Below are 22,462 nucleotides of genomic sequence, written 5' to 3' on the forward strand. Positions count from 1 at the left end.
TCAATGAAAGTTGGAGGTTGCCTGGTTGCGATGCGGCTTAGACCAGCGCGATGCTCTTGTTCTTGCGCTCGGCCAGGCGTTTTTCCAGGTAGTGGATGTTCTGCCCGCCGGCCTGGAAGCCGGTGTCGCGCATGATGGTCTGCTGCAGCGGGATGTTGGTCTTGATGCCGTCGACCACCATCTCGCTCAGGGCCACGCGCATGCGGGCGATGGCGGTCTCGCGGTCCGGCCCGTGCACGATCAGCTTGCCGATCATCGAATCGTAGTTCGGCGGCACCCGGTAGCCGGTGTAGATGTGGGTGTCCACGCGCACGCCGGGACCGCCGGGCGGATAGAAGCCGGTGATCAGGCCCGGACTGGGCGCGAACGTGTCCGGGTCCTCGGCGTTGATGCGGCATTCGATGGCATGGCCGCGCATGACGATGTCGGACTGTTTGATCGACAGCTTCTCGCCGCCGGCGATGCGCAGTTGCTCACAGACCAGGTCGATGCCGGTGATGCGTTCGGTGACCGGATGTTCGACCTGGATGCGGGTGTTCATTTCGATGAAGTAGAAATGGCCGTTCTCGTACAGGAATTCGAAGGTGCCCGCGCCGCGATAGCCGATGCGCAGGCACGCATCCACGCAGACCTTGCCGATCTGGTTGCGTTGTTCCTCGCTGATGCCGGGCGCGGGCGCTTCCTCGACCACCTTCTGGTGGCGGCGCTGCATCGAACAGTCGCGCTCGCCCAGGTGGATGGCGCCGCCCTGGCCGTCGGCCAGCACCTGGATTTCCACGTGGCGCGGGTTCTCCAGGAATTTCTCCATGTACACCTGGTCGTTGCTGAAAGCCGCCTTGGCCTCGGCCTTGGTGGTGGCGATGGCGCTGTTGAGCGCGCCCTCGGCATGGACCACGCGCATGCCGCGGCCGCCGCCGCCGCCGGCGGCCTTGATGATCACCGGGTAGCCGATCTCGCGCGCGATCTTGGTGTTGGTGACGATATCGTCGTCCAGCGGCCCTCCCGAGCCGGGCACGCAGGGCACGCCGGCGGCCTTCATGGCACGGATCGCCTCGACCTTGTCGCCCATCAGGCGGATGGTGTCGGCCTTGGGGCCGATGAAGATGAAGCCGGACTGTTCCACGCGTTCGGCGAAGTCGGCGTTCTCGCTGAGGAACCCGTAGCCGGGATGGATGGCCTGCGCGTCGGTCACCTCGGCCGCGGCGATGATCGCCGGCACGTTGAGGTAGCTGTCGCTGGAAGGCGCCGGCCCGATGCAAACCGATTCGTCGGCCATGGCCACGTGCTTGAGGTTGCGGTCGACGGTGGAATGCACGGCCACGGTGCGGATGCCCAGCGTGTGGCAGGCGCGCAGGATGCGCAGCGCAATCTCGCCACGGTTGGCTATTACTACTTTATCGAGCATGGTTCATGTCCTTGGAAGGTGTTCTGGTCGCAGGCTGGCGGCGGGCCGCCCTGGCTTCCCGCTTACCCGATCACGAACAACGGCTGGTCGAACTCGACCGGCGAACCGCTTTCGGTCAGTACTGCCAGCAAAGTCCCGGAGACGTCGGCCTCGATCGGGTTGAACATCTTCATCGCCTCGATGATGGCCAGGGTCTCGCCGGCCTTGACCGCCTGGCCGATGCTGACGAAGGCCGGCTTGTCCGGCGAAGGCGAGGTGTAGAAGGTGCCGACCATGGGCGCGCGCATCACGTGGCCTTCGGGCTGGTCGTTGCCGGCCGGCTTGGCGGAGCCACCGGTCGCCGCTTCGCTGGGCGAGGCCATCGGCATCGGCGCCGGGCTGCGCTGCTCGAACTGCGGTGCGGCGTACATCTGCGGCTGTGGCGAGTAGTTGCCCTTGGGCACTCGCGCCAGGCGCACGGATTCCTCGCCCTCCTTGATCTCTATTTCGGCGAGATTGGATTCTTCCAGCAGGTCGATGAGCTTCTTGATCTTGCGCAGGTCCATGGTGGCCTCTGTGGTGGATGACCGCGCCGTTGCCGGCGCCGGTCGGGATTGGGATTCAGGCGGGAAGACGCTTGAGCGCGGCTTCCAGTGCATAGCGGTAGCTGTCGGCACCGAAGCCACAGACCACGCCCACGGCCAGGTCGCTGAAGTAGCTGTGGTGGCGGAAGGGTTCGCGGGTGTGCGGGTTGGACAGGTGGATCTCGATGAACGGGATCGCCACTGCCGCCAGCGCATCGCGCAGGGCGACCGAGGTATGGGTGAAGGCAGCGGGGTTGACCAGCACGAAGGCGGTGCCGTCGCTGCGGGCGGCCTGAACGCGGTCGACCAGGACGTGCTCGGCGTTGGACTGCAGGCTTTCCAGCGCGTGGCCCGCCGACGCAGCCTGTGCGGTCAGGGTGGCGTCGATCTCGGCCAGGGTGGTCTTGCCATAGACTTCAGGCTCGCGGTTGCCCAGCAGGTTGAGATTGGGGCCGTGCAGGACCAGCAGCTTCGCCATCGGGGTCTCCAGCAGAAGCGCCGCAGTCTGCGTGAAGCGACCAATGCTGTCCAGTTAGCAGAAGTTACCCGCGATTTAAGCGTTCATTTGAATTATTGGCGCGCTCGCCTGCCGGTGGGGCGGATCTGCGGGTGTTCAGGGCCTGGACCAGGCCTCGATTTCACCTGCAGTGAAGGGGCCCACTTTCTGTTTCACCACTCTCCCCTCGGCGCTGACCAGGACCGAATAGGGCAGCACGCCCTTGCGGTTGCCAAGCCAGACGCTGGCATCGGCCGGACCCGGTGTGTCGACCAGGATCGGATAGCTCACCGGAACCTGGCCCAGGAATTGGCGGATGTTGGCGGGCGTATCCAGCGCCAGCCCGATGACCTGGGTGCCGTTCTTTCCCTGCGCACGGGCGTAGCGCTCAAGTTCCGGCATTTCCTCGATGCATGGCCCGCACCAGCTGGCCCATACATTGATCAGCAGGGGTCGACCGGCATACGGACCGGGCAGGGCCTGTGGTTTTCCGTCCAGGTCGGGAAGGTTGATGGCCGGCATCGCGTCGCCGGGTCCGGCGGGAATCACGCCTGCGGGAGGCGGGGGCGCGCTGGCGTCCATCGCGGCCTGCATGGCGCGCTGTCCGGTCTCGCTCCGCAGCAGCGGGTTTGCTTCCCACCAGAGGCTGGCGACGGCGCCGAGCACACCCGCTGCCAGGGCAGCGGCGAGTACGTGGGTCGTGGTGAGCTTCATCGCTTTGCCCGGGCCAGGGCCTTGGACACCAGGTCCTGGGTCAGTACGGTCGGCAGCACTTCGCCTTCGCCGCCATCGCCTGGGAAGACCACGTACAGCGGCACGCCCACGGCCTGGTGTGCTTCCAGGAAGGCGGTGATGGCGGGATCCACGTTGGTCCAGTCACCCTGCATCAGCACCGCATCGGCCTGCCGCATCGAGGCGCGGAATTCATCTCGATCCAGCACGGCCTTCTCGTTCGCCTTGCAGGTAACGCACCAGTCGGCGGTCATGTCGACGAACACCACCCGACCTTGCGCGCGCAGGGCGGCAAGCGTCGCCGCCGAATAGGGCACCACGTCGGCACGGGTCGAGCGGCTGGCGGTCTCGCGCGGCAGGGCGTGCACCCAGGCCAGCGGGACCAGCGAACCCACCAGCAGCAATACAGCCAGGCCGCGCCGCGCTGGCGCCACCTGCAAGCGCAGGCGCTGGTACCACCACAATCCGAGCGCCAGCAGCACCAGGCCGACCAGCGCCAGGCCGATCGCATCCACGCCGCGCTGCTTGCCCAGTACCCACAGCAGCCACACCGCTGTCATGTACATGGGAAATGCGAGGAAGTGCTTGAGCGTTTCCATCCACGCGCCCGGTCTGGGCAGGCGCTGGGCCAGCCCGGGCACGAAGCCGATCAGCAGGAACGGCAGCGCCAGTCCCAGGCCCAGGAAAGCAAATACCAGCAGCGCCACCGCCGTTGAAGCGGTGAAGGCAAAGGCCAGCGCCGCACCCATGAACGGCGCCGTGCACGGGCTGGCAATCACCACCGCCAGCACGCCGGTGAAGAAGTCGCCGAGCGGGCCGCTGCGCCCGGTCAGTTCATGCCCGGCGCCGGCAAAACGATGGCCCAGCGCGAACACGCCCGACAGGCTCAGGCCGACCGCGAACATCAGGTAGACCAGGGCCCCGATCACCAGCGGTTGCTGCAGCTGGAAGCCCCAGCCCAGCGCCTGCCCGGCCGCGCGCAGTGCAATGGCGATGGCGCCCAGGGCGATGAAGCTGGACAGCACGCCAGCGGTGTACCAGAGCGCACTGGCGCGTGCGTGGCCACCACCGCGACCGCTGTCGGCCAGCGACAGGGCCTTCAGTGACAGCACCGGCAATACGCACGGCATCAGGTTGAGCACCAGGCCGCCCAGCAGTGCCAGCAACAGGGCAATCCCGACGCTGATTCGACCCGTCTCCTTCTTGCGGAGTACCTCTGCCGGCGGCGTGGTGCGGGGCACCTGGGAGGGGAGCAGGGAAGGAGCTTGTGTTTCCCCGCCCGCGGACAGGGCCACCGGATCGGCATTCGGGCTTGCGCCGGGCAGCGCTGCGATGAGTGCCGGCTGGACTGCCGCGCCACCGGTGGCGACCGGCGCGGTGATCTTGCCTTTGGGTATGGCCAGTTTTACCGAACGGGTCATGGGCGGATAACAGATGCCGTCTTTCTGGCAGCCCTGGAACGTCACCTTGAGCATGCCGCTGGCCGCATCGGCGTGGCTGCGCATGAGTGGCACCGGGACTTCGACCTGGTCGAAATAAACGATCACCGCGCCGAAGTGCTCGTCGCGGTGCGAGGCACCCCTGGGCCAGCGCGGCTGCCCAAGGCCAATGCCAGCCGCCCCTTCGAGCTGCATGCGGGTGCGGTCGCGGTACAGGTAGTAGCCAGGCGCTGGGGTGATCCGGAGCAGCAATTCATTGCCATCAAAGGCGATGGCTTCGAACGCGAACGCCTGCTCCTGCGGCAAAGGCAGCGCCTCGACTGCTCCGCCCGTTGCCGGAGCCTGGGCGCCAAACAGCGGCAGGCCGCCGGGATTGCCGGGCCTGTTGGCCAGCCCCGGAAGCCCGCCCGCGCCATTGCCGGCGGGAAGCTTGACCAGCAAGGTACGCGTCTGCGGCGGATAGCAGATGCCGGCGTCGGCGCATCCCTGGTACTTCACCTTCAGGCGGACGCTCTCGGTGGCCTCTGCGGGCTTGCCGGCAAGCACTCCGGTCAGGTCCTCGTGGTAGGTCTCCACGTCGCCGAAGAATTCGTCCCGGTGGGCCTTGCCCTTGGGTAGCTGCAGCTTGCTTGCCTGGAAGCCGGGGTCGTCGGTTTCGACGGAGATGCGGTGGCGATAGAGGTAATAGCCCTCGGCGACCTTCCATCGGACTTCGATGCGATCCCGGCCCGGCGCGCTTGCTGTCAGCGCAAAGGCCTGGTCCACGGGAAGGAGGTCGCTTTCGCTCACGGCGTTTGCCGGCAGCGGCAAGGTGGTCAGTGCCAGCGCGATCAATGCCGCGGCCGGCAGGTCTTTCAACAAAATCATCGGGTCGGTCGTCCTGGGGTCCAGGCCGCGATCCTGCTGGCTCGGCCAGGCGAAGCGCGGCTTCGGCCCGGCCGTCATGATCGGCGGCGGACCACAAGATTAACCGGTGGCCAGGTCCCCGGGCTTGATCATGCCGTTCCGGCGGCCATTGCCGCGGCCCAGGCGCTGGTTCGCCAGCTCTTCCATGACCTCAAGCAGTGACAGCCGCGAGCGCAAGGGTGCGGCGCGGAAGGCCGCGACCAGGCGGAATTCCACCGGGTCTTCCACCAGCAGGGCATCGGCCGTGGCAATGGAATCCAGCTGCACGTCCTTGGAAAGCGGCATTTCCCCTCGTCCCGTTGCCAGCCATTCGAACTGGATGCCGGTGACCAGGGCGATCTCCCGCATGTGGGAGACGCTGGGATTCTTGCCCAGGGGCGCTTCCCAGTGGCTGACCGCGCTGCGCTGCACGCCGACCGCCTTCGCCAATTGGGTCTGGGACAGGCCCAGGGCGCGTCGCGCCAGTCGAATCCGTTCCTGCTGGGTCATCGCCTCTCCTAGGCTTTTGTATTGCGCCATGCACATTACCTCACGCCAGGGACCCGACACCCGCCAAATGCTACTATAAGTAACTAGGTGAACAACAATAGGCGCCGCCTGCCTACCATTGGTAACAGGCAAGTTTAAAAAACTATATATATCAATGTGTTTGTTGTTCTATAGATACCAGAAGTAGCTAAAAAATCAGCTGTATTGCCTCGCCATGTCAATGCGGTAGTGGTATCTCTTGCCCCACTGGCCGGATGCCGGTTTCGACAGGATGTCGGCGGGGGGAGAGGCCCGGGTTGAAATTACGCCTAGGAAGGACACGCCACCATCTCCATAAGAGCGCACATGCCCCTGTCATGTGCGCTCTTTTTTTGTGCCCTTGAATAGCCCGGCCACGCGCCCCATCTGTTGTGCATCCCGGCATTGCCGGGTTTTGCTGCCTGCGTTGCTGGCACTCACCTTGTGCGAGTGCTAATATCGCCGCCCTTTCCCTGTGCAATCAATCACTTAAAAGGATTGAAATGAGCAATATCAAGCCCCTGTACGACCGTGTAGTCATCAAGCGCGTGGAAGAAGAGAAATTGTCCGCCGGCGGCATCGTCATCCCCGACTCCGCCACCGAGAAGCCGATCAAGGGCACCGTTGTCGCCGTCGGCGATGGCAAGGCCCTGGACAACGGCAGCATCCGCGCTCCCAAGGTCAAAGTTGGCGACCAGGTCCTGTTCGGCAAGTACAGCGGCACGGAAGTGAAGCTGGACGGCACCGACTACCTGGTGGTGAAGGAAGACGACATCTTCGCGATCCTCGGCTGAGAGCCGTTGAAAGCGGAAAGGGTGAATGGTTAATGGTGAAGAGTCACAGCCACCAGCACCTTATCCATCCGCGATCGCATTGATCTTCCTCTTCACTCTTTTCCATTTTCCATTTCCGGAGTTACAACATGTCCGCCAAAGAAATCCGTTTCGGTGAAGACGCACGCGCCCGCATGGTGCGCGGCGTCAACATTCTCGCCAATGCCGTCAAGGCAACCCTCGGTCCCAAGGGCCGCAATGTCGTACTCGAGAAGAGCTACGGCGCCCCGACCATCACCAAGGACGGCGTGTCCGTTGCCAAGGAAATCGAACTGGCTGACAAGTTCGAGAACATGGGCGCGCAGATGGTCAAGGAAGTCGCTTCCAAGACCTCCGACAACGCCGGCGACGGCACCACCACCGCCACCGTGCTGGCCCAGGCGCTGATCCGCGAAGGTTCCAAGGCGGTTGCCGCCGGCATGAACCCGATGGACCTCAAGCGCGGCATCGACAAGGCCGTCATCGCCGCCGTGGCCGAGCTGAAGAAGATCAGCAAGCCCACCGCCGACGACAAGGCCATTGCCCAGGTCGGCACCATTTCGGCCAACAGCGACGAGTCGATCGGCAACATCATTGCCGACGCGATGAAGAAGGTCGGCAAGGAAGGCGTGATCACCGTTGAAGAAGGCTCGGGCCTGGACAACGAGCTGGACGTCGTCGAAGGCATGCAGTTCGACCGCGGCTATCTGTCCCCGTACTTCGTCAACAACCAGCAGTCGATGGCGGCCGACCTGGAAGACCCGTTCATCCTGCTGTACGACAAGAAGATCTCCAACGTGCGCGACCTGCTGCCCGTGCTGGAAGGCGTGGCCAAGTCCGGCAAGCCGCTGCTGATCGTGGCCGAGGAAGTGGAAGGCGAAGCGCTGGCCACCCTGGTGGTCAACACCATCCGCGGCATCGTCAAGGTCTGCGCCGTCAAGGCGCCAGGCTTCGGCGACCGTCGCAAGGCGATGCTGGAAGACATGGCGACCCTGACCGGCGGCGTGGTGATTTCCGAGGAAGTCGGCCTGTCGCTCGAGAAGGCAACCCTGAAGGACCTGGGTCGCGCCAAGAAGATCCAGGTCACCAAGGAAAACACCACCATCATCGACGGCGCCGGCGAGACCAGCGGCATCGAAGCCCGCATCAAGCAGATCAAGGCGCAGATCGAAGACACCTCTTCGGACTACGACCGCGAGAAGCTGCAGGAACGCGTGGCCAAGCTGGCCGGCGGCGTGGCGGTGATCAAGGTCGGCGCATCGACCGAGATCGAGATGAAGGAAAAGAAGGCTCGCGTTGAAGACGCCCTGCACGCCACGCGCGCTGCGGTGGAAGAAGGCGTGGTCCCGGGCGGCGGCGTTGCACTGATCCGTGCGCTGCAGGCCATTGGTGACCTGAAGGGCATCAACGAAGACCAGAACCACGGCATCAACATCGCCAAGCGCGCGATGGAAGCGCCGCTGCGCGAGATCGTGACCAACTGCGGCGAAGAGCCTTCGGTGGTGTTGAACAACGTGGTCGCCGGCACCGGCAACTACGGCTACAACGCCGCAACCGGCGAGTACGGCGACATGATCGCGTTCGGCATCCTGGATCCGACCAAGGTCACCCGTTCGGCCCTGCAGAATGCGGCTTCCATTGCCGGCCTGATGATCACCACCGAAGCGATGGTGGCTGAAGCGCCGAAGAAGGATGAGCCGGCTGGCGGCGGCGGTGGCATGGGTGGCGGCATGGGTGGCATGGGCGGCATGGACTTCTGATCCAGCCGGCCAGCCTTTGCTGGTTCGTAAATAAAAAAGCCCCGCAGCGATGCGGGGCTTTTTTTTGGTGCCGGGCTGCCGGGCGCAATGATCCAAGGGGATGGGTACGGGCAGCCATGCGCAGGCTTGATAACCGGGCGCCGTGTTCTACCGGGCCGGTGGAAGATTTGCATGCCTCGGCCATCGCGATTGCGCGAACTGACTGAAGGTCTCCCTGTTCAGTTTGTAACCAGGCCAGGTTCAAGCACGTTCTTCGGGACTCGGCGGCGGATGCCCATGGCAGGCAATCTCCAAGGCTCCCAAGGCCTTGGCCGAGCGGTCCGGACGAGGGTGTAGTGGCCTCTACTGAACCAACTGGTTCTGTTTTGCAGTGCAGCGTGCAAGACCGGCGGAGCGTCCTTCACGATGCGCCCGCGTCCCGACGTGGGGGAGGGAGCAAGCCCGCTACTGGCCTGGCCAGTGCGGGCTTTTTTTTGCTCTGCGTCCGCGATCCGGCGTCGCTTTTGCTGGCCACGGTGGCTACGTATCCAAGGTGATGTGTGCCCAAGGCCGGATCGATGTTTCCCGTCCCTGTGCCGCCGTCGCCGCTGCTCCAGCCGGTCATAGGGGCTAGAATCGCGGCATGAACAATGACGCCGGCGCCCGCCTGATTCCCCTACAGATCGTCCCTGCAACCGCATCGGCGGCGCCCTCGCTGGAAACCGGCGTCAAGCAGATGGGGGGCGACAAGATCGGTCGTTCCCCCGTGCAGTTCCTGGATGCGCCGGTGCTGCGCAAGCCCTCCTGGATCCGGGTGCGCATTCCCAGCGACGGCTCGGTGGCCCGGCTCAAGGCCAAGCTCCGGGAAAACCGCCTGGTCACCGTCTGCGAAGAGGCCAGCTGCCCCAACATCCACGAGTGCTTCAGCCACGGCACCGCTACCTTCATGATCCTCGGCGAGGTCTGCACGCGCCGCTGCTCGTTCTGCGACGTGGCCCACGGCCGGCCCAAGCCGCCTGATGCCAGTGAGCCGCTCAGCCTGGCCACCACGGTGGCCGACATGGGCCTGAAGTACGTGGTGGTGACTTCGGTCGACCGCGACGACCTGCGCGACGGCGGCGCCCAGCACTTCGTCGACTGCATCGCGGCCATCCGCGAACATTCGCCAGGCACCCGCATCGAGATCCTGACCCCTGATTTCCGGGGCAAGGGCCGCATGGACCGCGCGCTGGAGATCCTGGCAGCCAGCCCACCGGACGTCTTCAACCACAACATCGAAACGGTGCCGGACCTCTACACCAACGTCCGCCCGGGTGCGGACTACCAGTGGTCGCTGAGCCTGCTGCAGAAGTTCAAGCAGCAGCATCCGCAGCTGCCGACCAAGTCCGGGATCATGCTCGGCCTGGGCGAGACCATGGAGCAGGTGCAGGCCACCCTTCGCGACCTGCGCGCCCATGAGGTGGACATGGTCACCATCGGCCAGTACCTGCAGCCGACGGCGCACCATCATCCGGTGCTGCGTTACTGGACGCCGGAAGAGTTCGCCCAACTGGAGCAGTACGGCAAGGCGCTGGGCTTCAGCCACGTCGCGTCCGGGCCGCTGGTGCGCTCCTCCTACCATGCCGACCTGCAGGCCAAACAGGCCGGCGTCGCCGGCTGAACCGCCGCCCCGCCGTGGCGCGGACGGGAACGAAGCATTCACATTTTGGCGGCTGTGCACCGGTAGGCTGAAAGCAGATGACAAGGCGGGCAACTTTCGTCACTGTCGTCAGGTCCTGTTGTTTGCGGCATTCCCAACGGCCATTGCGCCAACGAGTACCCGAATGAAATTGAAGACCCCCGCCGTAGCCCTGCTGTCCCTGGCACTGGTAGTTCCGCTGGCCCTGCTGGCGCGCGCCGATGGCGACGCCCTGCCGGGTACCGCCGCGCCCACCGCCGACCAGGCCACCACTTCCAAGCTCGTCTACGGCCTGTTGTCCGACAGCCGCTATGCCTACCGGCCGCGTGCGCTGGATGACGCGCTGTCGCAGGACATCTTCAAGCGCTACCTCGAGGCGCTGGACGGCGGCAAGCAGTATTTCACCGTGGCCGACATCGACAAGTTCGGGCCCTACAAGACCCAGATGGACGATGCAATCCGCAGCGGCGAGCTCACCCCCGCCTATGACATCTTCGCCGTCTACAAGCAGCGGGTGGGCGAGCGCATCGCGCACGCGCGGGCACTGCTGAAGCAGGACTTCGATTTCAGCGGCAGCGAGCGCTGGGAATACGACCGCGAGAAGGCGCCGTGGGCGGCCGACACGCAGGAGCTGGATGGGGTGTGGAAGAAGTCGGTGATGAATGACTGGCTGCGCCTGAAGCTGGCCGGCAAGCAGCCCGACGAAATCCGCAAGACCCTGGACAAGCGCTATGCGACCTACCAGCGCACGGTGAACGAGCTCAAGAGCGAGGACGTGTTCCAGACCTTCCTCAACGGCTATTCCAGCGCCATCGATCCGCACACCGACTACTTCACCCCCAAGACGGCCGAGAACTTCAACCAGGCCATGTCGCTGTCGCTGGAAGGCATCGGCGCGCAGCTGCAACGCCAGGACGACCTGGTGGTGATCCGAGAGATCATTCCGGGCGGGCCAGCCGACATGAACGGCAAGCTCAAGGCCGGCGACCGCATCGTCGCGGTCGGGCAGGGCAAATCCGGGCCGATGACCGACGTGATCGGCTGGCGCATCGATGACGTGGTCACCCAGATCCGCGGCAAGAAGGACACCCAGGTACGGCTGGAATACATCCCGGCCGAAAGCGGCGTGGACGGCAAGCATGCACAGGTCACCATTACCCGCCAGAAAGTGAAGCTGGAAGAGCAGGCGGCCAAGGCCGAGACCATCACCCTGCCGGCAGTCGACGGGCAGCCGGAGCGTCGCATCGGCGTGGTCAAGCTGCCTGCGTTCTACCAGGATTTCGAAGGCCGTCGCCGCAACCCCAACGACTACACCTCGGCCACCCGCGACATCGGCAAGCTGCTGGCCCAGTTCAAGGCCGACGGGATTTCCGGCGTGGTCATGGACCTGCGCAACAACGGCGGCGGTTCGCTGGACGAGGCGGTCGAACTGACCGGTCTGTTCATCGACAAGGGGCCGGTGGTGCAGGTACGCGAATCCGGGGGCCGGGTCACGGTCAATGCCGATACCAAGCCTGGCGTGGCATGGGACGGGCCGCTGGCGGTGCTCACCAACCGTGGCTCGGCTTCGGCCTCGGAAATCTTCGCCGGCGCCATCCAGGACTACGGTCGTGGCCTGGTGATTGGCGAAACCACCTTCGGCAAGGGCACCGTGCAGAACATGGTCGACCTGGATCGCTGGCCGGCCAACGAGGCCCCGCGCTTCGGCCAGGTCAAGCTGACCATCGCCCAGTTCTTCCGTGTTGCCGGTGGCAGCACCCAGCACAAGGGCGTGGTGCCCGACATCGCCTTCCCGGTCAGCGTGGATGCCACCGAGTACGGTGAGAGCACCTACGACAACGCCTTGCCGTGGACCAAGATCGCCGCGGTCCCGCACACCCAGTACGGCAACTTCGCCCCGTTGTTGCCGCGCCTGGAAGCACTGCACGCCGCGCGCGTGGCCACCGACAAGGAATTCGAGTGGTGGTCCAAGGACGTGAGCGATTTCCGCATCGAAGCCGCCAAGAAATACGTGTCGCTCAACGAAGCCGAGCGTCGCGCCGAGCGTGACAAGCAGGAGACCCAGCGCAAGCAGCGCCAGGCCGAGCGCAAGACCCTTGGACTGGCGCTGGATCCGCTGGCTGACGACGCGGCCGATGATGGCCTGGGCGCCAACGAACGCGACATCGTCAAGGATGCCGCGCGCGAAAAGCTCGCCGACAAGCGTCCCGATCCCTTGCTGCGCGAATCGGCGGCCATCCTGGCCGATGCGATCGATGTGCTGGGACACGACCGCACGCTGTCGGCGCAGGTGCTGCCGGAATCGACCATGCCGGGTAGCTGGTCGGACTGATGACGGACGGTTCCTTCTCCCGCCTGGGCGAAGGAAGGACACGGCAAGAATCGGATAGCGGGCGCCTGGTGCGCCCCTTACCCTTTGGACCATGCTGAAACACGACGAAAAACTCGAACGCGCCCGGGCCCTGCTCGATGACGGCGAACCCACCCTCGATGCACTGGCGGCCGCTACCGGCCTGAGTGCCTCGCACCTGCAACGCCGCTTCCAGTCGCGCTATGGCCTCAGCCCCGCCCAATACCTGGCGCAGAAGAAACTGGGTTCATTGAAGTCCGGCCTGCGCGCCGGCAGCGATGTCAGCGCGGCGCTCTACGAGGCAGGCTATGGTTCGCCCTCGCGGGTGTATGAGCAGGGCGCGGCCAAGCTGGGCATGACGCCGGCCGTTTATCGTGCCGGTGGCGCCGGCATGCAGATCCGCTGGTCGCTGGTGGACACGGTGCTGGGCACTGCACTGGTGGCGGTGACCGAACGTGGCATCTGCGCCATAGAGCTGGGCGAAGATGCCGCGGTGCTGGAGCACAAGCTGCGCAATGAATTCCCGAATGCCGCGATCCAGCGCGTGGAAGCGGGCAGCGACGAGTTCCTGGCGCCCAGGTTGCGCGCCGTGGCCGAGCGCATTGCCGGGCGTGGCGAAGACGTGGCCCTGGACCTGGTGGGCACTGCGTTCCAGAAGCGCGTGTGGGATGCGCTGATGAAGATTCCGCCTGGCCAGACACGAAGCTATGCGCAATTGGCCGAGGCACTGGGCACGCCGAAGGGCGCGCGCGCGGTCGCCGGGGCCTGTGCTTCCAACCGCGTCGCGGTCGTGGTGCCTTGCCACCGCGTCATTCGTGGTGATGGGTCGTTGGGCGGCTATCGCTGGGGTTTGCCGGTGAAGCAGGGGCTGCTGCAACGCGAGCGTGCCGCGTCGGCAGACCTGTAGGAGAGCGACGCGAGTCGCGAGATGTTGAACTGCCGGGGGTCCACTGCTTCGCGACTTGCGTCGCTCCTACAGAGGTCCGGGGTTTCGCCTTGAGGCCTGTGCAACCTGGCGTTCCATTTATTTCAACCCGTCCGGCAGGGGTGCCCTACGGGCCCCGGTTTACAATGGCACATCGACTGTCGGGTTACCCCCATGACCTCCCCCGTTTCCCCCGCGGCTCCGGCCCGTGGCCTGTCCGTGGTTTTCGCGTTGGCTGCGGTCTACCTGATCTGGGGTTCGACCTACCTGGGCATCCGCTTCGCGCTGGAAGGCGGTTATCCGCCGCTGCTGATGGCGGGTGGCCGCTTCCTGCTGGCCGGCGGCATGATGTTCGCCGTCCTGCGCCTGCGTGGAGAGCACGCGCCGACCCGCGCACAGTGGCGGAACCTGGCGCTGATGGGGCTGTTGATGATGGGCATCGGCAACGGCATGGTCAGCATCGCCGAGCAATGGGTGTCGTCGGGCCTGGCCGCGGTCGCCATCGCTTCGACACCGCTGTGGATGGGGCTGTTCTCGCTGCTGCGCGGCCAGCGTCCCAGCACGCTGGAATGGGTGGGCATCGGCATCGGTTTCATCGGCGTGCTCTGGCTCAATGCCGGCAGCACGCTGTCGGCCACGCCCTGGGGCCTGGTGGCCTTGCTGATCGCGCCCATCGCGTGGGCGTTCGGTTCGATCTGGAGCAAGGGCCGCGACCTGCCTTCGCCGTTCATGTCGGCGGCCGGGCAGATGATCAGCGGCGGCGCGATGATGTTGATCGCCGGATTCATCACCGGCGAAAGCTTCCACGCCATGCCTACTATGAAGGGCACGCTGTCGGTGCTGTACCTGATGACCTTCGGCTCGATCATCGGCTTCACCGCCTACGTGTGGCTGCTGCACCACGTGCGCCCGACCCTGGCCGGAAGCTATGCCTACATCAACCCGGTGATCGCGGTGATGCTGGGGGCGTGGCTGGCCAACGAGCAGTTCACCCCCCATGACCTGGGCGCCATGCTCGTGATCCTGTTCGGCGTGGTCGCCATCACCCTGGGCAAGGCGCGCGTGCCGAAGCCTGCAGCGGCGACCGCCGAGTGACGGCGGCCACGCTCGACCGCCGCGGCCTGTGGGCGGCGGCGGGTTCCTTCGTCATCTGGGGCCTGATGCCGCTGTACTGGCACCTGCTCAAGACGGTGCCGTCGATGCAGATCGTCATGCACCGCATCGTCTGGAGCACGCTGCTGGTGGTCGCCGGCCTGTGCCTGACCCAGGGCCTGGCCTGGCTGCGCATCGCCATGGCGCGGCCGAAGGTGGCCTGGATGCTGGCCTTGAGCGGCGTGCTGATCGCCTTCAACTGGGGCCTGTACATCTGGGCGGTCAATGCCGGGCACGTGGTGGAAACCAGCCTTGGGTATTTCATCAATCCGCTGCTCAACGTGGTGCTGGGCGTGTTGCTGCTGCGCGAGCGCCTGTCGATTGCGCAGTGGGTCTCGGTGGTGGTGGCCGCCGGCGGGGTGTTGTGGCTCACTTTCAACTACGGCAGTTTTCCGTGGATTGCGCTGTCGCTGGCGGCTTCGTTCGGCTTTTACGGCTTCATCCGCAAGCTGGCGGTGGTGGATTCGATCCCCGGCCTGGCGATCGAAAGCCTCTACCTCTTCCTGCCGGCGGTGGCGGCGCTGCTGTGGCTGGAAAGCCAGGGCGCCGGTGGCTTCGGCAGCCAGTGGAGCTGGCAGATCGATGCCCTGCTGGTATTCGGTGGCGTGCTCACCGCAGTGCCGCTGATCGGCTTCTCCTATGCGGTCAGGCGCGTGCCGTACAGCGTGGTCGGCTTCATGCAATACCTCGCCCCGACCCTGCAGCTGCTGATCGGCGTGCTGGTGTTCGGCGAAGTGTTCGACCGCGACCGCGCGATCGGCTTCACCTTCATCTGGATTGGCTTGCTGATCTTCGCCGTCGATGGCGTGGTGCGCGCGCGCAGAGCTGCGCCGCTGTAGCAAGCCCGGTTCAACATCAGCGCTGTTCGGCTTGCCATGCGCGCCGGCCTTGGTCATCGTCTGCCCATGAGCAGCCCCCGCCAGGTCCTGGAAGCTTCCGCCGCCGCGCACCAGCGTGGGGATAACGCCGCACTCGCCGTGGTCGTGGACAGCGAAGGCTCGACCTATGTGCGCGCCGGCGCGATGGCCCTGTTCGGCGCGCGCGACGGCCAGGTCGGCTGGCTCAGCGGCGGCTGCCTGGAGCCGGAAATCGAGGCGCGTGCGCAACTTGCAGCAACGCATGCACGCATCGAATGGATGGACATCGACACGCGCGACGACGAGGACCTGATGGGTGGCTCGGCGCTGGGCTGCCGCGGGCGCCTGCACCTTGCGTTGTTGCCGGTGGCCAGCCTGGTGGAATGGCCCGCGCTGGTGCGTGCCTGGCGCAACGGCGAGGGCGCATTGGGGTTGTCGATCGCAGGCACCGGCACGGTCATCGCGTCGGTGGGGGCGAAGCGACACGAAGCCCGCATCGACACTGCGTCGTCCTCCAACCACAGCTGGCAAGTGCAACTGCCGCCGCCGCGTCGCATCCTGGTGTTCGGCGGCGGGCCGGAAACGCCGACGCTGTTGCCGCTGCTGCAAACCCTGGGCTGGATGAGCACCCTGGTCGAGCGGCGGCCGCGCTGGTTGCCCGAAGCGCGGCACGCCGATGCGCTGATGGAACTTGCGCCGGAGAGTGCGTTGTCCGCGTGTTCGCGTGAGGCATTCCACGCGGCCCTGGTGATGAACCACAATTTTGAAATGGATCGCGAAGCGCTGCATGCGCTGGCGGCCACCACCATCCCCTTCATCGGCCTGCTGGGCCCGGGGCGCCGGCGCGAGGATCTGTTCCGGGTGCTGCCCGCTTCGATGCACGAGGCGTTGCTGCCACGCCTGCATTCGCCGGTGGGATTGAAGCTGGGCGGACAGGGGCCTGAAGCCATTGCGCTGAGCATTGCCGCCCAGCTGCAGGCATTGCGGTTGCCGCAGTGAAGGAATCCCTGGCGCCGCATGTCGTCGTCGTGCTCGCCGCGGGAGGCAGCCGCAGGCTGGGGCGCGCGAAGCAGTTGCTTCAGCGCGACGGTGAAGCGCTGGTGCATCGCACGCTGCGCATCGCATTGGAAACCCGGCCGTTGCGCACGCTGCTGGTCATCGGCGGCCATGGCGACGCGGTCGCCGACGCAGTGCAGGACCTCGACGTCGAGATCGTGTCCAACCCCGCATGGCAGGAAGGGCTCGCCAGCAGCCTGCGGGCCGCCGCGCTGGCGCTGGAAGGCAACGCGGCTGCGTGCCTGGTCCTCGGCTGCGACCAGCCTGCCTTGCAGCCGGGGCACATGCAGAAACTACTGGAGGGCGCAGCGGCCTCGGCGTCCGGTTGCGCGGCAACCGCCCATGGCCCGACGCCCGGCATTCCGGTGGTGGTCAGCGCCGCGATGCTTGCGGAAGAAGCGCGCCGGTTATCGGGTGACCGGGGCCTGCGTACGGCGCTGCAACGCCTGCCGCACGGTTCGGTCCATCTGTTGCACGCCCCGGAACTGCAGTTCGACCTGGATACACCGGCCGATGTGCAACACGCCATCGCGGCGGGCTGGGTAGACGGGTAGGCGATTGGCGCGCCGTATCTGCAGGCCTGAACTTGCCCGCATGTTCCTGATCGGCGCCGTTGCAGGTCCGGGCAAGCTCGGACCTGCAAGGCCAGGACAGCTCAGCTCGCGCGCAGCGCTGCCGTTACCGGCAACTGCGCCGCACGCAACGCCGGGAACAGGCCGCCGACCAGGCCGATGCCCAACGCCCACTTCAGTCCGCTCCACAACAGCTCCGGCGAGACCTTGAACTGGAACACCACCTGGCTGAAGTTGGCGCCCAGGGTCGCCACGCTGTAGCCATTGAAGATGGACCAGGCCAGCAGCCCACCCAGCAGGCCGCCCAGCAGCGCCAGCAGCATGGTTTCCAGCATCACCGCCATCACCACCGGGGTGCCACGGAAACCGATCGCGCGCATGGTCGCGATCTCGCGCGCGCGCCCGGCTACCGCCGCGTACATGGTGTTGAGCGCGCCGAACACCGCGCCGATGGCCATGATCGCGCCGATCACCGTGCCCAGCACCTTGATGATGGTGGTCAGGCCGGTGGACTGCTTGGTGTAGTAGTCGCGCGTGGTCATGGCATCCAGCTTGAGCCGCGGGTCGGCGGCCAGTGCCGCGGTCAGCTGCTTGAAGCCGGGCTTGCCATCCACGCCGACGGTCACCGACTGGTAGGCGCGACGGTCATAGGCCGAGGCCAGCGTTTCGATATCGGTCCACAACTCCGAATCGTGCGCATCGCCGGAAGCGAACACGCCGACCACCGTCCACTCCTGGTTGCCCAGCTTCAGCTTCTTGCCCAGGTCCAGGCCGCGATACTGGTTCTTCGCGCCCTGGCCGACGACCAGTTCGCGCACGCCCACGTTGAACTTGCGGCCTTCGATGAGCTTGACCTGCGGACGGATTGCCCAGGCCGCCTCGCTGACCCCGCGGAACTGCGCGTTGGCGTCCTCGCCGGTGCTCGCGGTGGGCAGGTTCACGATCTGCGACAGCTCCGGCGACAGGATCGGCTTGCCGCTGGCGTCCTTGCGGATGCCGGCCAGCGTGCCGATCAGCGGCACCTGGTCGCGCATGATCACCGAGTTGGTCTCGGCCTGTGAACCACCGCGCAGGATGATGGCGGTATCGTCGCTGCCGGTCTGCTTGAGCGTGGCCGAAAAGCCTTCGCCCATCGCCAGCATCGCCACCAGCACCCCGACCACGCCGGCGATGCCGACGATGATCACGCTGGAAGCGCCCCAGCGCTGCGGCAGGCTGGCGATGCCGATGCGCGTGGCGGCCAGTGCCAGGCGCCCGGTGCGGGTCGCCAGCAGCCACGCCGCCACGCCCACCGCGACCGCCAGCACGCCGTACCAGGGCAGGAAGATCCATACACCCAGGCCGACGGCCAGCAGCACGATCGAGAGCGCGTTCCGCATCCATTGATTCTTCATGAGTCACTCCAATTCAATTGCGTGGACGGCCCGGCGAAGCACGCCGGGCGTTCTCCGAAACTCGCGGCAATGCCGCGCAAGCCGTTTCGGCTCACTAGCGCCCGGCCAGGGCGTCAACGATCTTCAGGCGCATCGCGCGCATCGCCGGCAGCGCGCCGACCACGATGCCGATGCCCAGCATCAGTGAAAGCCCCAGAAGCCAGGTCTGCGACGGAATGCTGGGCAGGCTCAGCAAGCCGTTGCTGGCCGCGCTGAGGATGGGGATGATCACGGCGGCCAGCCCCATGCCGATGACGCCGCCGAGCACGATCAGCAGGATAGATTCGACCAGCACCAGCGCCAGCACCGTGCCGTTGGTGAAGCCCAGGGTCTTCAGCACCGCCAGTTCCGGGATGCGGTCGCGCACGGCCTGGGACATGGTGTTGCCGGTGAGCAGCAGCAGGGTGAAGAACACGGCGCCCATGATCGCGGTGACGATCAGGCCGATGTCGGCGAACTGCTTGGCGAAGGACTGCTGGAACGCCTGCTCGGTCTGGCTCTTGGTTTCGTGGTCCGAATTCTGCGAGATCGCATCGATGGCCCGGGCCACCCGCGTGGCGTGGTCGACGTTGTCCAGCTTGACGATGTACCAGCCGACCATGCCGTTGGTGTACTGGTTGGCTTCGTCGAAATACTTCCAGTGGAATACCAGCTGGTTCTCCTCGCCCTTGCGCTTGCTGTCCTCGAGCTTGAAGGTGCCGCTCATCTTCAGCGGCCAGGCGTTGCTGCCGTCCTTCTGCGGGAAGATCGTGGCCTGCAGGGGAATGGTGTCGCCGACCTTCCAGCCATTGCGCTTGGCCAGCGACTCGCCGACGATGGCGCCGGTGCGGTCGGTCTGCCAGGCCTTGAGCTCTGCGGGATTGACGATGAACTCGGGATACAGCTCGAAGTAGTTGTCGCTGACCGAGAAATTCGGGAAGAAATTCCGCGCGTCCTTGTAGATGCCGCCGAACCAGGCCGCGTACGCAGCCTTCTTCACTCCCGGGGTGGATTCGATCTGCGGGGTCAGGCTGTAGGGCAGCATCTGCGTGATCGACAGGCGCGAGGCCACCACCAGGCGATCGGCGCCGGCCACGCTGCTGCCGCTGTTGAAGGCCACGCGTACCGAGTCCAGCAGGCCGAACAGCAGGAACGCGGCGATCACCGAGAGCAGCGTCAGGAAGGTGCGGGTCTTGCTGCGGAACAGCGCCGACCAGATCAACGAGAAATATTTCATGGTCGCCTCGCTCAGTGCGCGGCCGGCGTGTCCGCCAGTTCGCCCTTGTCCAGGTGGATGGTGTGGGTCGCGTACTCGGCGGCCTTCGGGTCGTGGGTGACCATGATGATGGTCTTGCCGTGCTCCTTGTTGAGCAGCTGCAGCAGGCCAAGCACTTCCTCGGCCGAATGCCGGTCCAGGTCGCCGGTCGGCTCGTCGCAGATCAGGAAGGTGGGATCGGACACGATGGCGCGGGCGATGGCCACGCGCTGCTGCTGGCCGCCGGACAGCTCGTTGGGACGATGCGAGCCGCGGTCGGCCAGGCCTACCAGCTGCAGCGCGATCTCGGCGTTGCGCTTGCGCTGGGCGCTGCCGAGCTTGGTCAGCAGCAGCGGCAGCTCGACGTTCTTCTGCGCGGTCAGGGTCGGCATCAGGTTGTAGAACTGGAACACGAACCCGACGTTCTCGCTGCGCCAGTGCGCCAGCTGGCCGTCGCTGAAGCTGTCGATGCGCTGGCCCTCGATCTCGATCTCGCCGCTGCTGGGCGTATCCAGGCCGCCGATCAGGTTGAGCAGCGTGGTCTTGCCCGAGCCAGACGGGCCCATCAGGGCCACGAAATCACCGCGCGGGATTTCCAGGTCCAGGCCGTGCAGGACGTCGACCTTTTCGGGGCCGCGCTGGTAGGTCTTGTGGAGGTTGCGGATGGAGACCAGTGAGGACATGTGCGTTTCCTTCGACTCGGTTGGATGTATCTGCCGTCATCCCGGCGGTGTCAGACAGCGAAGCTGGTGAAGCCGGGATCTCTTGATCTTGCTACTGCGTTCGTTCGTGCCTGCCTTTGCTTCTACCTCCTCCCTTGCGCACAGCGCAGGGGAGGATCGAGGAGGGGTGCTTTGCTCTTGCCTTGCTCTTCAGCTCGTCATTCCCGCGACGGCGGGAACCCAGTGACTCTGCTCCTTGTTCAAGCAAAGCGCTTCGCGCCAAGCGCGAGTCACTTTTCTTTGAACGGCAAAGAAAGTAACCCGCGGTGCACCTCCATGTGCGCCGCCCTTCGGGTCTGCCTGGCCTGCTCGCCGCGTCTCACAGGTCCTGTGAACGACGTTGACGCAACAGCAAAATCGACAGCAAGGGAAAAAAGCAGAATAGCCAAAACGGCGGCGACCGCAGTTCCTACTTGTTTCGTCGTGGAGCGATAAAGATCACAGGGGCCGTCGCATTTACTCGGCCGCTTCCTCCGCCATCTTCACCTTCGAGCCTTCCTTCAATTCCGCCGGCGGGTCCAGCACCACCGATTCACCGGCCGACAGGCCCTGCAGGACCTGGCGGTCGTCGCCCATCTCGCGGCCCAGGCGCAGCTCGCGCTGCTCGACGGTGTCCTCGTCGCCGACCACGAAGGCGTAGTCCTTGCCGTCGCGGTTGCTGATCGCGGCGGCCGGCGCGCGCACGCCCTGGTTCTGTTGCTGCGTGCCTGCCGGCTTGGCCGCTTCCAGGAAGCTGACCTTGACGCCCATGTCCGGGACGATGCGCGGGTCTTTTACATTCAGTGCGACGCGCACCTTGACCGTGGCCTTGCTGCGGTCGGCGGTGGGAATGATGGCGATGACTTCGCCGGGGATCTTCCATTCCTGGTAGGCGTTGAGGGTCGCCTCGATCGGCATCTTCGGCTGCACGCGGCCGATGAACTGCTCGCCCACTTCCACTTCCACTTCCAGCGAATCCATGTCGACGATGGTGCCGATACCGGTGCGGGTGAAACCGCCGCCGGCCGACAGGGGCGAGATGATCTCGCCCGGCTGCGCGGCCTTGGCAATCACCACGCCGGCGAAAGGAGCGCGGACCACGGTGTTGTCGACGCCGTTGCCGGCGATGTCCAGCTGTCGGCTGGCCACTCCGGCATTGCGTTGCGCGGTCACCAGTTGCGCGCGCAGCGAGTCGCGCTGGGCCACGGCCTGGTCGTACTGGGCACGCGAAACCAGCTGCTGGGCGACCAGCTTCGAAAGCCGTGCCGCATTGGCTTCGGCCTCGCGCAACTGTGCCTGCACGCTGCTGGCCTGGCTCTGCGCCGCACCGAGCTGCGCGCTGGCCAGGCTGCGGCTTGCGTCGGCATCGATCGGGTCCAGGGTCGCCATCACCTGGCCGGCTTCCACGCGCTGGCCTTCCTCGATCATCACTTCCTTGACCTTGCCGGTGATCTTGGCCGACACCGTGGCCATGCGCCGGGCGACCACATAGCCGCTGGCGTCGAGCACCGAAGCCGAGGCGGTGCCGGCGCCGATGGCCGCGGTCGGCGCGGTGCGCACCTCGATGGCCTTGTCGCGGCCGAACATCGCCCAGGCTGCGAAGGCCAGCAACAACAGCACCACCAGCACCGCCAGCCCGATCCATAGCCCGCGCCTCGAGCGCGGCGCCGGTGGCGGCGCCTTGCGGTCGATGCGGAGTTCTTTGAGCAGCTCGGCGGAAGTGTTCATCAAGTAACCAGACGGGGAAGGGGGCAGAGTGTGACGGGCAAGGGTAACCGAGCCCAGTTGCCGGAAGTCACTTTCTGCATTGCCATCCCGGACTGGATTGAAGCGCCAGGGATTTTGTCGGGGTCCAGCTTGCCCGCGGACCAGGGCTGCGGCCAGTGACAGCTGTCACCTGATCGG

General features: G+C 65.7%; 19 protein-coding genes. 9 read left to right on the plus strand and 10 right to left on the minus strand.

What is annotated here, in order from left to right; translation table 11 throughout:
* Nucleotides 1-37 precede the first annotated feature (37 nt).
* From accC to DT603_RS03175, 6 genes are all read right to left on the minus strand, one after another.
* On the minus strand, nucleotides 38-1,405 hold the full coding sequence (gene accC, locus DT603_RS03150) for an acetyl-CoA carboxylase biotin carboxylase subunit (RefSeq protein ID WP_162348405.1): 1,368 nt from the start codon (nucleotides 1,403-1,405) through the stop codon (nucleotides 38-40).
* Between the two features lie 62 nt (nucleotides 1,406-1,467).
* Nucleotides 1,468-1,950 (minus strand): acetyl-CoA carboxylase biotin carboxyl carrier protein, encoded by a 483-nt coding sequence (gene accB / locus DT603_RS03155; protein ID WP_162348406.1) that lies wholly within the window; start codon nucleotides 1,948-1,950, stop codon nucleotides 1,468-1,470.
* Between the two features lie 55 nt (nucleotides 1,951-2,005).
* Complete coding sequence (aroQ, locus tag DT603_RS03160; protein WP_162348407.1) at nucleotides 2,006-2,446, minus strand: type II 3-dehydroquinate dehydratase; 441 nt, start codon at nucleotides 2,444-2,446, stop codon at nucleotides 2,006-2,008.
* 135 nt (nucleotides 2,447-2,581) lie between these two features.
* Entirely contained in the window at nucleotides 2,582-3,178 is a 597-nt protein-coding gene (locus DT603_RS03165; RefSeq protein ID WP_162348408.1) for a TlpA family protein disulfide reductase, read from the minus strand.
* A complete protein-coding gene (locus DT603_RS03170; protein WP_162348748.1) occupies nucleotides 3,175-5,502 on the minus strand; it encodes a protein-disulfide reductase DsbD family protein in 2,328 nt (775 codons plus the stop codon). Before DT603_RS03170 ends, DT603_RS03165 begins: the two co-directional genes overlap by 4 nt.
* 99 nt (nucleotides 5,503-5,601) lie before the next feature.
* On the minus strand, nucleotides 5,602-6,030 hold the full coding sequence (locus DT603_RS03175; RefSeq protein WP_162348409.1) for a helix-turn-helix transcriptional regulator: 429 nt from the start codon (nucleotides 6,028-6,030) through the stop codon (nucleotides 5,602-5,604).
* 521 nt (nucleotides 6,031-6,551) lie between these two features.
* Here DT603_RS03175 and groES point away from each other — a divergent pair.
* The 9 genes from groES (at nucleotide 6,552) to DT603_RS03220 (ending at nucleotide 17,171) form a co-directional block, all read left to right on the plus strand.
* Entirely contained in the window at nucleotides 6,552-6,842 is a 291-nt protein-coding gene (gene groES, locus DT603_RS03180) for a co-chaperone GroES (RefSeq protein WP_162348410.1), read from the plus strand.
* 128 nt (nucleotides 6,843-6,970) lie between these two features.
* Nucleotides 6,971-8,620, plus strand: a complete 1,650-nt coding sequence (gene groL / locus DT603_RS03185; protein WP_162348411.1) for a chaperonin GroEL — start codon at nucleotides 6,971-6,973, stop codon at nucleotides 8,618-8,620.
* 622 nt (nucleotides 8,621-9,242) lie between these two features.
* Nucleotides 9,243-10,259, plus strand: coding sequence for a lipoyl synthase (gene lipA / locus DT603_RS03190; RefSeq protein WP_162348412.1), 1,017 nt, complete (start codon nucleotides 9,243-9,245; stop codon nucleotides 10,257-10,259).
* 163 nt (nucleotides 10,260-10,422) lie between these two features.
* Nucleotides 10,423-12,609 carry a carboxy terminal-processing peptidase gene (locus DT603_RS03195; protein WP_162348413.1) on the plus strand — a complete coding sequence of 729 codons (2,187 nt, stop codon included), beginning with the start codon at nucleotides 10,423-10,425 and terminating at the stop codon, nucleotides 12,607-12,609.
* Nucleotides 12,610-12,700: 91 nt separating this feature from the next.
* Nucleotides 12,701-13,534 (plus strand): methylated-DNA--[protein]-cysteine S-methyltransferase, encoded by an 834-nt coding sequence (locus DT603_RS03200; RefSeq protein WP_162348414.1) that lies wholly within the window; start codon nucleotides 12,701-12,703, stop codon nucleotides 13,532-13,534.
* Between the two features lie 192 nt (nucleotides 13,535-13,726).
* Nucleotides 13,727-14,647 carry a drug/metabolite exporter YedA gene (gene yedA, locus DT603_RS03205; RefSeq protein WP_162348415.1) on the plus strand — a complete coding sequence of 307 codons (921 nt, stop codon included), beginning with the start codon at nucleotides 13,727-13,729 and terminating at the stop codon, nucleotides 14,645-14,647.
* Complete coding sequence (gene rarD / locus DT603_RS03210; protein ID WP_343037713.1) at nucleotides 14,644-15,543, plus strand: EamA family transporter RarD; 900 nt, start codon at nucleotides 14,644-14,646, stop codon at nucleotides 15,541-15,543. The genes yedA and rarD overlap by 4 nt, the downstream gene beginning before the upstream one ends.
* A 66-nt stretch (nucleotides 15,544-15,609) precedes the next feature.
* Nucleotides 15,610-16,560, plus strand: coding sequence for an XdhC family protein (locus DT603_RS03215; RefSeq protein WP_162348416.1), 951 nt, complete (start codon nucleotides 15,610-15,612; stop codon nucleotides 16,558-16,560).
* A complete protein-coding gene (locus DT603_RS03220; protein ID WP_162348417.1) occupies nucleotides 16,557-17,171 on the plus strand; it encodes an NTP transferase domain-containing protein in 615 nt (204 codons plus the stop codon). The genes DT603_RS03215 and DT603_RS03220 overlap by 4 nt, the downstream gene beginning before the upstream one ends.
* 101 nt (nucleotides 17,172-17,272) lie before the next feature.
* On the opposite strand, the gene DT603_RS03225 is transcribed toward DT603_RS03220, so the two are convergent.
* From DT603_RS03225 to DT603_RS03240, 4 genes are all read right to left on the minus strand, one after another.
* Nucleotides 17,273-18,583, minus strand: a complete 1,311-nt coding sequence (locus tag DT603_RS03225; protein ID WP_162348418.1) for an ABC transporter permease — start codon at nucleotides 18,581-18,583, stop codon at nucleotides 17,273-17,275.
* 94 nt (nucleotides 18,584-18,677) lie between these two features.
* The gene (locus tag DT603_RS03230; RefSeq protein WP_162348419.1) at nucleotides 18,678-19,838 is read right to left on the minus strand and encodes an ABC transporter permease; all 1,161 of its coding nucleotides are present in this window, start codon (nucleotides 19,836-19,838) and stop codon (nucleotides 18,678-18,680) included.
* An 11-nt stretch (nucleotides 19,839-19,849) separates the two neighbouring features.
* A complete protein-coding gene (locus DT603_RS03235; protein WP_162348420.1) occupies nucleotides 19,850-20,539 on the minus strand; it encodes an ABC transporter ATP-binding protein in 690 nt (229 codons plus the stop codon).
* A gap of 495 nt (nucleotides 20,540-21,034) precedes the next feature.
* Nucleotides 21,035-22,285 carry an efflux RND transporter periplasmic adaptor subunit gene (locus tag DT603_RS03240; protein WP_162348421.1) on the minus strand — a complete coding sequence of 417 codons (1,251 nt, stop codon included), beginning with the start codon at nucleotides 22,283-22,285 and terminating at the stop codon, nucleotides 21,035-21,037.
* Between the last annotated feature and the right edge of the window lie 177 nt (nucleotides 22,286-22,462).

Source organism: Pseudoxanthomonas gei, assembly GCF_010119615.1.
In the GTDB taxonomy this organism is placed as follows: Bacteria; Pseudomonadota; Gammaproteobacteria; order Xanthomonadales; family Xanthomonadaceae; genus Pseudoxanthomonas_A; species Pseudoxanthomonas_A gei.